At 50.6% G+C, this 13,056-nt stretch carries 10 protein-coding genes; 4 read left to right on the plus strand and 6 right to left on the minus strand.

Translation table 11 applies throughout. The features are described from left to right. Positions 1-135: 135 nt before the first annotated feature. From FCL42_RS02110 to dinG, 6 genes are all read right to left on the minus strand, one after another. Positions 136-834, minus strand: coding sequence for a DUF3108 domain-containing protein (locus FCL42_RS02110; RefSeq protein WP_169308252.1), 699 nt, complete (start codon positions 832-834; stop codon positions 136-138). Further along, entirely contained in the window at positions 809-1,072 is a 264-nt protein-coding gene (locus tag FCL42_RS02115; RefSeq protein ID WP_136861712.1) for a late competence development ComFB family protein, read from the minus strand. Before FCL42_RS02115 ends, FCL42_RS02110 begins: the two co-directional genes overlap by 26 nt. Before the next feature lie 62 nt (positions 1,073-1,134). Next, the gene (locus FCL42_RS02120; protein ID WP_136861713.1) at positions 1,135-1,824 is read right to left on the minus strand and encodes a YccT family protein; all 690 of its coding nucleotides are present in this window, start codon (positions 1,822-1,824) and stop codon (positions 1,135-1,137) included. Further along, on the minus strand, positions 1,821-2,465 hold the full coding sequence (priC, locus tag FCL42_RS02125; RefSeq protein ID WP_136861714.1) for a primosomal replication protein: 645 nt from the start codon (positions 2,463-2,465) through the stop codon (positions 1,821-1,823). Before priC ends, FCL42_RS02120 begins: the two co-directional genes overlap by 4 nt. After that, positions 2,462-3,238 carry a TSUP family transporter gene (locus tag FCL42_RS02130; RefSeq protein ID WP_136861715.1) on the minus strand — a complete coding sequence of 259 codons (777 nt, stop codon included), beginning with the start codon at positions 3,236-3,238 and terminating at the stop codon, positions 2,462-2,464. Before FCL42_RS02130 ends, priC begins: the two co-directional genes overlap by 4 nt. 5 nt (positions 3,239-3,243) lie before the next feature. Further along, positions 3,244-5,328: an ATP-dependent DNA helicase DinG gene (gene dinG / locus FCL42_RS02135; protein WP_136861716.1), complete on the minus strand. Its 2,085-nt coding sequence runs from the start codon at positions 5,326-5,328 to the stop codon at positions 3,244-3,246. 62 nt (positions 5,329-5,390) lie between these two features. On the opposite strand from dinG, the gene FCL42_RS02140 reads away from it, so the two are divergent. The 4 genes from FCL42_RS02140 to FCL42_RS02155 all read left to right on the plus strand — a co-directional run bounded on the left by FCL42_RS02140 (position 5,391) and on the right by FCL42_RS02155 (position 12,985). Further along, complete coding sequence (locus FCL42_RS02140) at positions 5,391-7,718, plus strand: DNA polymerase II (RefSeq protein ID WP_136861717.1); 2,328 nt, start codon at positions 5,391-5,393, stop codon at positions 7,716-7,718. 593 nt (positions 7,719-8,311) lie between these two features. After that, on the plus strand, positions 8,312-9,346 hold the full coding sequence (locus tag FCL42_RS02145) for a porin (protein WP_169308253.1): 1,035 nt from the start codon (positions 8,312-8,314) through the stop codon (positions 9,344-9,346). A gap of 418 nt (positions 9,347-9,764) precedes the next feature. After that, on the plus strand, positions 9,765-12,614 hold the full coding sequence (locus FCL42_RS02150; RefSeq protein WP_136861719.1) for a TonB-dependent receptor plug domain-containing protein: 2,850 nt from the start codon (positions 9,765-9,767) through the stop codon (positions 12,612-12,614). 101 nt (positions 12,615-12,715) lie between these two features. Next, complete coding sequence (locus FCL42_RS02155) at positions 12,716-12,985, plus strand: hypothetical protein (RefSeq protein WP_136861720.1); 270 nt, start codon at positions 12,716-12,718, stop codon at positions 12,983-12,985. Positions 12,986-13,056 lie beyond the last annotated feature (71 nt).

Below are 13,056 nucleotides of genomic sequence, written 5' to 3' on the forward strand. Positions count from 1 at the left end.
GTGATTTGCTTTGCTGGTGCATGCTTAGATAGTTATTTTTATTGCGCTTTCTAAAATCCTTGGGGTAACCGTAGAAGCCAGACTGGAAAAGCGCAAACCCAAGACAGGAATTTCATGTCGTGGTCATAACGTCACTTAGTGGGAGGCGGCAGAAAACTCGGTTAGCTCTACGTGAAGTACTTTGATGCCGAGGCGATGCACGGTCATTTGAATCAATTGATGGTTCAATGCTGGGGCGAACCAGAAGTCGGCAACCCGAGATTTTTTTGGGTGGGTTTGTCTTAGGTGATAGGCCGCATAGGGTTTGCCATTAAACTCGATGGTGTCATCGCCTAACCATTCAAAGGGGTAGTGGCGGGTCTCATCTCCCCAGGTGTAATCGGTGAACAGATCTTGCTGCTGCTCACTGATGGCCAGCCCAAGATTTTGGATCATGGTGGCGGGATCTTGGGTGGCTGGAGCAAACTCGGGGTCATCCAGCAGTTTCCCCTCTTTAAACACCAGCATCTGAGTGCCTGACGGGTTTTTCCCTTGATACTGGTCGTGGCGAAACCAACGTTTTACCGAGGCCTCAAAGCGGATGCTTTGCCAGCGTGTGCTCTGCCACTGGAGTACCACGTCGCTGTCGACTTCACCGCCAAACAGGCAGAAATCTCCTTGGCTTTGCAGTCGATAATGTTGGGCTTCTTGAAACAGCCGTTGCCAGCCGCCGCCGCAGGGAAGGCCTTTACTGGTGGCTTGGTATTGAGCAAAAAATGGCGTGGGTTTGCTGGATTGGGCAAACCCAAGCGGAGACAGTAACAGAAGGCTAATCAGTGCGAGGATGTTTTTCAATGTAACCTTGAGCGCGTTCAATCGCCTGCTCGACATTTTTCTGCATGGCGATCAACTCATCCGTGGAGGCGTAGGCGCTGAGATCAACCTGATGTCTGAAGTAGCGGCAGGGAAGTTGGTTGAGGGTAAGGCAGTAGAGATCCGCTAATTGCTCCTTGGAATAGGCTTGGTGCAATTGACGGTCTTGGACCTCTTGATCCAGTAGAATTTCGTAGTAGTTTCGAATGTCGGCAATCATGACTTACTCCTTTTAATCAGATAAGCCGAAATGGCGCCAGCCTGAGCTGGCGCCACGGAAGCTTACATGTTCTGAATGGCCCAGCTCATGAACTCTTTACGAGTTTTCTCATCCGCTTGTTGCCACCAGTATTTCAGCATGGCATTAGGGTTTAGCTGAGTGTCGTTGCTCAGATCCACCGAGGTTTTGCTCGGCGCCGATGCGGCAACGGCTGAGGTGGTTACCGCAGCGGTGGCCGCTGGTGCAGCATTGGGGTTGGTGGCAGCGATAACCTGCATCTTCTGCTCTTGCTCTGGAGAGACGCCTTTAGTCAGGGTTTCAAACAGGCTCTCCTGCTTGATGGAGGTCATCTCAACACGATAATCGGCGGTTTTGCCGTCGGCGCGAGAGATGGTCAGCGTAGGCTTGTCGGCGAAGGCTTTGGCTTGCTTAACTTCCGTGATTCGCTCGGAAGGGCGGATGGTATAGGTGGTGTCGGCATCCACATTGATATGCAACAGGAATGGCGCGGAAGTGACTTTCTGGTGGCCGTCACCATAACGCTCTTCAATCAGGTCTTTGTAAACCAATGCGACGGTGTGCTGACCCAGGCCAACCTCTAGCTCATCTTTATGACTGAAGAAGTTTGATTCCACTTCTTCACCGTTAACCGCCACAAACTCAAACGAGAGAGGGATGTTTAGTTCGGCAGCGACGGAACCAAAGCTGATGCCTCCGGCTACGAGCGCCGCAAGGATAGAGGCTAATTTCATTTGTTGCTCCTGTTGTTACTATATTGCCGTCTTTCTAGACGAGCGATACGTTCTTCAATATAAGTTATAGCTTGGCGACACTTACCCAAACGCTTATGAGTCGCCAGAATATCATTTTGCAATTGAATTTTCTCTTGGCCATTAAGGCTATTCAACTTTTGTTCAGAAAGTTCAATCTTTTGCTGTAGCCGCTGTGCCCAGTTTTGGTGTTTTCTAAGCTCGGCGTAGGCGCTGTTGCTGTTGTTCATCACCGATTGCGCAATCCACTGATACGGGCTCTCTTTCGCCTTATAATGGCGGCGGCTTTTCAGTTTGGTTCCTGAAACCTGCACTCCGGTTGCAGCCATGGCCTGATTAACCGCCTGATAGCGGTCGCTAAACTTCTGACAAATCAGTTCAAAGGTTTGTCCGTGACTATCTTGGCTGGCTAACTGAGTAAGCCTATCCAGATCGTGCTGCATCTTAGCGATGCACTGCCCCAAACTAGCACCTTCGTAATCAAATAATTGTGAATGAAATCTCGCTTGGTGCTGCAGTGCTTTGTTGGTCTCGGCGTTGAGTTGTCGATCGTAAGCTTCCACTCGTTGCTTCAATTGAAAGAAGCGTTGATGCAGGTGTGCCAACAGATCGGTGCGTTTCATGACCAAGCTTCCCAGGCAAGTTTTCCTGCAATCAAAAGTACCATGGTGATAAACACCGGTCGAATAAACTTGCCACCAAAACGGATGGCGCTGTGGGCGCCAATCCAGGCTCCAAGCATCAAGCACAGTCCCATGGTAATGCCGATACCGAAATTGACATGGCCAAGGCCGATGAAGAAGAACAGCGAAGTGGCGTTACTGACGAAGTTAGTGGTACGGGCCAACCCTGATGACAATAGGATGTTCATCCGGTAGAGCATCATGGAGGATACCGTCCAAAACGCTCCGGTACCCGGCCCAGCAAAGCCGTCATAAAAGCCAAGGGTTAGCCCCTGCAGCCACTGCTTTAGTCGATGACCCATGCACACCTGGGGCAAGCCGTGGTGATCGTCTTTGGGTTGGGGCGCCAATAGGGTGTAGATGGCGATGGCCAAAATCACCAAGGGCAGTGCTTTATTTAAAAAGTCGGCGGAAAATTGATCCACGGCCAGGGTGCCGACGGCGGCGCCGATGAAGGTCGCCAGTAGCGATTGCCACCAAAACTTAGGATCAAATAGCTTCTTGCGATAGTAGGTGACGCTGGCGGTCATTGAGCCAAAGCTGGCGGCTAACTTGTTGGTGCCCAGTGCCACGTGAGGAGGCAGACCAGCGGTCAATAATGCCGGAATGGTCAACAGACCGCCGCCACCGGCGACGGCATCGATAAAGCCCGCAACAAAGGCCACAATGGCCAGCAGGGCAATGAGGTTAGGCTCAAGGGCCAGCTCAAACATAGATTTTAGTACTCAATATGTCGTCGGTATGGGGGCAGAGAATCCAGTAGAGAGCTGCCATAGCGTTTGGTCACTAAGCGGCGATCGAGGATGGCAATGCGGCCATAATCAGATTCGTTTCGCAGTAGGCGACCGCAGGACTGTACCAGTTTCTTGGCCGCATCGGGTACTGCCAATTGCAAAAAGGGGTTACCGCCTTTGGATTTAATGTACTCCGCGTGGGCTTGCTCTACGGGTGATGTAGGCACGGCGAACGGCAACCGAGTGATGATTAGGTTGGTCAGGTACTCCCCGGGAAGATCCAAACCCTCTGAAAAGCTGCTGGTACCGAATAAGATGGAGACCTTGCCATCGTCGATTCTCTGTTTGTGCTCGTTAATTAGCTCAGAGCGTGCCTTTTCACCTTGCACCAGTATGGGCAGCTTTTTATGCATTCTTAAGGTGTCTGCCACCGCTTCCATCTGACGATAGGAGGTAAACAGCACTAAGGTGGCGGTTTCCTCCTCCAGAAGTTCGGGAATTTTTTTGATCAGCATGTCGCCAAAACGATCATCTTGAGGTTCGATATCCAGTTTGGGCAGATACAGGGTGGCGCTTTGTTGATAATCAAACGGTGAAGGCAGTGCGGTATAGCGGGTGCCATCATCGTTACGCAGACCCACTTGGTGGCGGTAGTGATCAAAACTGCCCAGTGCCATTAAGGTGGCAGACAGCAGTGCTACACCGGCGGCCTTACTCCACAGCATCTCTTCCAGCATAAAGCCAATCTCGATGGGGGAGGTGCTAACGTGAAAGTCACTGCGCTGGTTAAATTCGACCCGTTCAATCCAGCGCGCCAGCGGTGCTCCTTTGGGAGAATCTTGTTTCGCCATCATCAGCCACAGCTGAGTCAAGCCTTCCAGTCGCTGCATGTGAAAGCCGATGTCGGCCACCAGAGGCTCCGCTTGAAAGCCTTTTATTTCGCCATCTTTCACCGCTTCCATCAGCATTTGCTGCAGCTTAGTGGTGCGTTTTAGCGCTTGGTTGCAAGCGGTTTTTAGGTTGGTGGACAGAGTGATAAGCACCTCGGGCAGCTCGCCATGCTCAAATCGGTGGCGCAGCTCCGGGTTATCGAACAGTTTTGGATTGGCTTCACAAAAGTCCGCCACTTGCCCTAAACCGTCGGTGATTGCTTCAATATCGTCTGTGAGTTCGCTGGCCTGGTTGGTAGCTCGATCGCTGCGCAGCTCCCGAGCCAGTTTGTGGACTGACTTTTCCAACTTACCTAGCCAGTCACTGGTGCTCTTGACGTTGGCGCTGGCGGCGGAGAAGTCTCGGGTGACCTGAGGCAGGTGGTGAGCCTCGTCGATGATGTAGTACATGGAATCTGGTTCAGGCAGAATTTTACCGCCCCCCAGTTCTAGGTCGGCCAACAGCAGGCTGTGGTTGACGATAAGCACGTCCCAACTGTCCATGTCATCGCGACTTTTGTGAAATGGGCAATCCCGATGGGCGGCCAGTTGCTTGTTGCAGCTGTGTTTGTCGGAGCCTATCTGTTGCCACAGATAGTCAGGCACGGGTTCCGGGACGCTGTCGACTTCGCCGTTCCATTTGCCATGATGATAGGCTTGATGCAGTCGTTTTAAGATGGCGATATCCGCATTCGCAGGTTTTTTCTCCCACAGGGCCTGTTGTCCCTCCTCTTCACCCGCTTCACCGCTGAGTAGCTCCAGCTTAGACAGACACACATAACGTTGGCGCCCTTTGGCTAAGCCAAACTTAAAACTCATGCCGCCGTGCTGCTGAACCAGAGGCAGATCCTTATGCATTAACTGCTCTTGCAGCGCCACAGTCGCGGTGGCGATGCACACCTTACGGCCACTGGCCAAGGCTTGTGGGATGGCACCCAAGCAGTAAGCCAGAGATTTACCGGTACCGGTTCCTGCTTGCACCACCATAATGCGGCGCTGCTTCTGGTACTCGCCGGCTAAGGTTTTGGCGATCTCAGCAATAAGAAAGTTCTGTTCTTTGCGCCGGGCAAAGTTGGGAATCGCTTCGGCAATGCCATTGTAGGCTTGGCGCGTGAGTTTTTTGGTTTTATCACTGAGCATGGATTCTGGTCTTAAAAACGATAAGCTGTACATAATACCAGTGTTTAGTTCAGAATGCCTGTATGAAGCAGACTCCTCTCCCCAATGGCTGGTTATTAAGCCGAAATCAAACCCCCGCCGCCAACGGTTTGACCTTAACTTATTGGTTCAGCACCGATAGCGGCCCAGCCTTGGTGGAAGTGAAAGGCCAGCCCTACACCGGATTTGTGGATGCGCAGTTTGCTCCGCAACTGCTTGACTGGTTGAAACCCTGGCCAACCAGTCAGTGGCAACTTAAGCCGGCGCAAGCGATGAGTTTTAGCAATGCACCTCTACAGGTGCTGTACTGCTATTCCGACAAGCTTTGGCAACAAGTGCAGCAATACTGTCAAGAGCGAGGCCGTCCGCTGCTTGAGGCAGACATTCGCCCCTGCGATCGTTATCTGATTGAGCGCCGCATCCGTGGTGGTGCCCAGTGGCGTCGGCAACCCGATGGCAATTATCAGCTTCGAGCCCATGATTTTCATCCCACTCTCTCTTGGGTGTCGTTAGACATTGAGTGCAGCCGAGACGGCGAGCTTTATTCCATTGGCTTGTATGGCGACAGCGATAAGCGAGTGGTGATGCGGGGCCAAGGTCAACAATGTGATTGGATAACTTGGGTTGATACCGAAGCAGAACTCATCCAGAGTTTGCTGGCATGGTTTAGCCAGCATGACCCCGATCTTATCTTAGGGTGGAACGTGGTGGGGTTTGACCTTAAGTTGCTGCAAAAGCGGGCCGAGCTCAATGGTATTGAATTGCGCCTCGGCCGAGGCGACACCCTGCCGCTTTGGCAACAGCAGGCTGGCCCTGGTCGCGGCTTTGGCCTTGAGGGGCGGCTGGTGCTCGATGGCATCGACTGGCTTAAGGCGGCGTTTTACCAGTTTGAGTCTTTCGCACTGGATAACGTCGCCAACGAAATTTTGGGGGAGGGCAAAGACTGCGAGGATGCCAGCAATCGAATGGCGGAAATTGAACACAATTTTCACCACAACAAGTTGGCATTGGCAAAGTACAACCTCAAAGACTGCGAGCTGGTCTGGCGCATTTTTGAGAAGCTTGAACTCATTGAGTTCATGATGAGCCGAGCCCAGCTAACCGGACTTGAGGCGGATAGACTCGGTGGCTCCGTTGCCGCCTTTGTGAACCTGTATCTGCCGGAGCTGCATCGCAGTGGTTATGTGGCGCCAAATTTGGAGCAGAGCGATCTTGCCCCAAGCCCTGGGGGCTATGTGATGGACTCAAAGCCTGGGCGCTACCAACACATTCTAGTATTGGATTTTAAGTCCCTTTATCCCAGTATCATTCGCAGCTTTTTGATTGACCCCATGGGCATGGTGGCAGCCCAGCAAGCGCAAGATGAAGACCGTGTGGATGGGTTTCGCGGCGCGCAGTTTCACCGAAGTCAGCACCACCTTCCTGCCATCATCTCAACCTTGTGGCAGCAACGGGAGCTTGCTAAGCGCAGCCAGAATGCGCCGCTCTCGCAGGCCATTAAGATCATCATGAACTCTTTCTATGGCGTGCTTGGAGCCCAAGGCTGCCGTTTTCATGACCCTCGATTGGCCAGTTCCATCACGCTTCGTGGCCATGAGATCATGAAGCTGACTCGCCAGTGGATTGAAGAGCAGGGCTATGAGGTGATCTATGGCGATACCGACTCCACCTTTGTGCATGTAGCAAACGCCGCTGACAGCCAAGGGGCTCGAGAGGTAGGGGCTCAGCTGGCTGCGCTCATTAATGACAAATGGCAACGTAAGCTCAGCCAAGAGTATGGTCTGGACAGCGTGTTAGAGCTGGAGTTTGAAACTCATTTTGAACACTTTTTTATGCCTACGTTACGAGGAGCAGCCCAAGGCTCTAAGAAGCGTTATGTTGGTGCTAAAGTCGCCGCGGCGGGGGAGATTCAGCTGATTTTTAAAGGGATGGAAACGGTTCGCAGTGATTGGACGCCGCTGGCGAAACAGTTCCAACAAAGGCTGTATCATGCTTGGTTTAAGGGAGAGCCGCTAACTGAGCTTATTCAAGAGCAGGTGAATTTGCTGCTAGATGGTGGCTGTGATGAGCTGCTGTTGTATAAGAAGCGATTGCGCCAGCCGCTGGAACAGTATCAGTCCAAAGGCCCCCATGTGATCGCTGCGGAAAAGGCTAATGCCAAACTTGGCCGCGCTCGTTACGGTCGTGGCAGTCGAATTGGCTATTTTATGACCTTGGCTGGGCCTCAGCCACAGGTAGCATGTACGGCCGCCATCGATTACCAGCATTATCTGGATAAGCAATTACGTCCTATCATCGAGCCCATTGTCGCCCACACAGAACCACCGATGGATCTGGAGCAGCTCCTGAACGGACAATTGGGGCTGTTTTAGAAAATAGCGTGCACTGATTTACATAAGGTTGCGCTAAATGGTCGGGGGCCGTTGATCTTTTGCGCTCATTGTTGAGCCATACATTGATTTGCCGAGTCCTGAACCTAACCATTTGTGTGGTTCAGACGATAAACTAAGAGTTTCAATGCGCCCTGCGAGGCCAGATTAATGGCGCCTACTTTGTGTCAAACGACTTCGACGTTGAGCCACTGCGCCTTCAATGATTTTCCTTAATCAAAAGCCATTGCCCGAGGCCAAAATTTCATCACCAAAGATAAACAACCCCTAGCATTTTGTATCGCGGTATTTCAGGCATGAATAAGGTAATCACGGTTTATTATTTCAAAACGGATGTTAGTTTTGAGTTTGAGTGAAATTAGTTTCTAATTTGTTAAAAATGCCACTATATAGTGATAACGTTTGTGATTTGAAGTTGTAAATGGCATAAAAATTCAATTCACGGAACTTTTTTGTGATCTAGATCGATGCCCTTGTTTCACCTTCTTGCTAGTCTCCTTGCCCTCATTGGATGAACGCCGCTCGCGATGGATTGGGGAGCAATTAAGAATCAGACACAAGTAAGGTTAAGACTCATGAAAAAGTCACTTTTAGCAGTAGCGATCCCCGCCATCTTGGCCACTCAGGCTCAAGCTGTAGAACTATATAACGACGGTAAAAGCACCCTGACCCTTGGCGGTCACATTACTGTGATGGTTGACGACAAGTCTGGCGATGCCGAACTTAACGACGGCACTTCTCGCATTAACCTTGCTTTTGATACTCAACTGGGTAACGGTTTTACCGGCTACGGTAAAGTTGAACAGGCAGTAAACCTGGTTGAAAGCGGCGACGGTTTCAAGAGCCGTTTGGGCTACGTTGGTGTTAAACACGACGATTACGGTAGCCTGACCATGGGTAAGCAGTGGGGCGTATTCTACGATGCGGAAGTGGTAACCGATTACCCGTTCGCATTCTACGCTGATCATGGCGGCATCTACTCTTTCGGCGCTGATGGTGGCGAATCTGGTATGGGCCGTGCTGATAAAGCCGTGGTTTACCGCAATGGCTTCGATCTGGGCAACGCTGGCGCTCTTGAGTACGGTCTGCAGTGGCAGGGTACCAACGGTGCATTTGACGATCGCTTCGGTGGTAGCTTGGCTTACCTGATTGGTGACTTCCGTTTCGCAACTGCTTACTACGGCGGTGATGTAAACGAAGAAGTTTACGGTATCGCTAAAGGTGAGTCTGTAGACGGCACCGCATTCTCCGTTGCTTACGGTACTTGGGGTAAAGGTTTCTACGCCGCTGCAACTTATTCTCTAGTAGACAACACCGAAGCGGGCTACCGTTTCGTTGGTGAAGGTGAAGGTTTTGAGTCTACCGTTGCTTACGGTACCGAGAATGGCCACATCTTCCACGCGGGCTACCGCTTCATGGACTCTAAAGACGTGATTCAAGAACTGGGCCGCAAGTACAGCGAAGAAGATTTCATCTTCGGTGTGGCGAAGAGCCTGACCAACCGCATGCAAACCTTCGTTGAGTACCGTATCTCTATGGGCGACGACACCGGTTCTGCAATTGGTGTGAGCGACAACGCCTTTGCTATCGGTCTGCGTTACTACCTGTAAGGATTAGGTACTAGGAGCGACGCCTCCTAGCTAGCGAAAATTTCAGAAACCTCGAGCTTTGCTCGGGGTTTTTTTTGATCTTATCGTTCACTTCCCTTGTGAATGCAAAAACACCAAATGTTACGAGCATGTTTCGCTCCTTGGGTTTCCCTATCTCTCCTATCCAGCTAAAAACCTGATTCAGGGTCTTTATTTGGAGTTTTGTTTCACTAATTTCAGTTATCTCCCATGCCAGCCCCTAATGGTTAATGTCAAGGTGTTTTTGTGTAAACGAATTGTATCTAAATGGTTGCAATGAGTGTTTTGCTGTGATTAATATTTGCATGAGATTGGGGAAACCCAATTCCATCCTCGAACTTGGATTTAGTTTGAGTACGGAAATAAAAAAATACACATTGATGTGTCTAGGGAGATAAGAATGCAAAGCAGCACAATTTCGAAAGCTGTTAAGTATGCGCTGGTGGTCGGAGCGACGACAGCCGCTTTTACAGGACAAGCTATCGCCGAAGAAGGCGTTGAACGAATTGAAGTAACCGGTTCTCGAATTCAGCGAGCAGAATTCGCTTCATCGAGCCCTATTTCCAGTTTCGATGCTTCTGATATCGAAAAGTCTGGTGTAGCCAGTGTTGACGAGTTTTTGAAATTCATTCCCTCAACCTCTGGTTTCCAGTTGGGTGCCACAACCAACAACGGCAACGATGGTGCAAAGAAGATCGACGTACGTGGTTTAGGGTTTAACCGCACACTGGTACTGATTAATGGTAAGCGTACCATTGGTGATGTGAATGGTGATGGTGCGGTTGACCTTAACCAAATTCCACTGAGCATGGTTAAGCGTATCGATGTACTGCGTGATGGTGCATCAACCATTTACGGAACCGATGCGATCGCTGGTGTTGTGAACATCGTACTTCAGGATGACTTTGAAGGTATTCGTGTTAGCGCTTCTTACGGTGCGGGCACAGAAGACTGGGATGCTAAGCAAAAGATTCTGTCCATCCTGATGGGTGCTGCCAGCGATAAGGGCCACATCAACGTGGCGATGGAATACAGCACTCAAGACGAATTGCTTCAAGGTGACCGTGACTGGGCTCATGACGCGTTATGGCCAATCGCCTCTTATGATGATGATGGCAATGTTACCGGCTTTGAAGCGCAGCCTTCTGGTAGTTCTAACTCTCGAACCATCCGCTTGAATGCGGCACAGCGTGCAGCCATTGTTGCCGCTGGTGGTCCAGATTCAGGCAACTGGATCGTAGATGCAGAAACGGGTCAGGTACGTCCGTTTACGCCGTCTGATGTGTATAACTACGCACCAGTGAACGCACTGATTACACCAAACGACCGTTATCAGTTTGCGTTGACGGGTTCTTATGAGGTAGCTGATCAGACTCAGGCTTATGTTGAGGCACTTTACACTCACCGTGAATCTCACCAACGTCTGGCACCAGATGCGTCATTTGGTCAAGGCCCTTCAAACCAATTAGTGTGGGATAACCCGAATAACCCGTTTAACGATGCCGCTTCCAACCCGTGGGGTGTGGACTTCTCTGCCGATAGCAATGAAGCAGCGATGGCCGATTCTAAGGATCTTCAAGGTATCTACATCAACCGCCGTTTCACCGAAACTGGTGGTCGTATGTACAGCCAGCGAGCGGATACCTATCGCCTGTTGACCGGTCTCCGTGGTGAGCTGACTGATAGCATTTCATGGGATGTGTCCTACACCTACGCTTACAACGAGCAGCTGGACAACACAACCAACTTGCACCGTAAAGACCGTTGGCAAACCATTGTTAACGAAAGTGCATGTATGGAAGATCCAGCGTGTGCCGCGGTTGGTGTATTGGACCCATTCTCTGACTACGGCACTATCACTGCAGAGCAGTTGAACTACCTAACTGCGAAGTCGCTGAAAGATTTCTATTGGGGTGAGCTGAATCATTGGATTGCGACCATCTCTGGCGATACCTACGATATGGTGGAGCTACCAGGTGGTGCCATTGGTTGGGCTGCTGGTTATGAATACCGTAAAGAGAAAGGTGAATTCATTCCTGATGAATTTAGCTCAGAAGGTTTGACCACCGGTGGTGCAAGCGATCCACAGTCAGGCGGTTTCTCCGTTGATGAGTTCTACGTTGAAGCGTACTTGCCGGTTCTGGACACCTTGAGCTTTGAAGCCGCTATTCGCTACTCGGATTACTCCACTTCAAATGGCGATAGCTTCGATTCTACCAACTACAAGATTGCGTTCGATTGGAACCCAATTGAAGAAGTGAAGTTCCGTGGTAACTTCTCTACTGGTTTCCGTGCTCCGAACATCTCTGAGTTGAACCAGAACCAATCTTCAAGCTTCCCGACCGTAGATGCATTGTGTGAATTCGCTGACATTCGTGGCGACTTGACTCCAACTCAGTTGGCTAACTGTAATGCAGACGCTTACACCGGTGAGTTCGGCTTCGCGTATCAGCCTACGTACACCACCGAAGCTCCGGAAGAAGGCCTGAAGCCTGAAGAGTCAGAGTCTTACACCTTAGGTGTTGTTGTTAGTATTCCTGGCTTCGACAGCTTCAATGTTAGCTTGGACTACTGGTCCATCGAGGTTGACGACCTGATCGGTGCTACTGACTATCAGTTGTTGTACAACAGCTGTATGGATTCTGTTGGTTACACAGCGCCTTCTTGTGCAGCCTTTAATATCGAAGACAGTGGTCCGCACAACAGCTGGGGCGCGCCAGGTGATGCGACGTACAGCTTTGGTAACGTAGGTAAGCTGGAAACTGATGGTTTCGATTTAGAAGTTGATTACCTGACCGACGTGGATTGGGGCTTTGTTAACTCCTTCGGCGTGCGCTTCAGTGGTACTTACTACAACTCTCGCAAAGAGACTTGGACCGAGCTGGGCCTGACTCGCGAGATGATTGGCAAAGCGTACCCGTTCGAAGTTTACCCAGAGTTTAAGGCAACTACCTCATTTAGCTTCTCCGGTGAAGACTGGAATGCGGCGTGGGATGTTCGCTACATTGATGAAACCACTGATGCACTGCGTCCTGCGACGACTACCGATGACAACATCGCAGACTCTGTGTTCTATAACGACTTGAGTGCGAGTTACTCATACGCCAATGCGCGTTTCAACCTGGGTATCTATAACTTGTTTGACGAAGAAGCGCCTCGCTATCACAGCGGCTTCAACGCCAATACCGCACCTGGTACCTACGACACCATCGGTCGTCGATTGTTTGCTAGCGTGACTTTAGACTTCTAATCGCCCTGTCGGCATAAAAGATCTATAGTCAATGAGCATAAAAGAACCTGCGAACCCAGTTTTGCAGGTTCTTTTTTTATTACCGAATAAGGAGATTCGATATGTATAAATGGCTAATTTTGTCACTATTTTTGACTGGCTGTGCGGTACAGAAGTCTGGCCAAGACAGTGCTCAATCCGACCCAGACGCAGAGGACGGCGTAGAATTAGCTCAGGATGACTCCGGTTTTGAATGCAAGATGGAAACCCATGTTGGCTCTAAAATCGTGAAAAGGGTTTGTACTACCGCCGCTGAAAGGCAGACTGCCCTTGAATCATCGCAATCAGCGCTTAGGCGCCGTCAAGATAATATTCGCCCAGTGGGTAAGTAATGTGCTTGTAACAAATGATAGGTAGACTACTGTCGTCTGGCTAGGTTCGGGTCTAGTCGGACGAAAAGAAG

Source organism: Ferrimonas aestuarii (assembly GCF_005116665.1).
Taxonomy (GTDB): domain Bacteria; phylum Pseudomonadota; class Gammaproteobacteria; order Enterobacterales; family Shewanellaceae; genus Ferrimonas; species Ferrimonas aestuarii.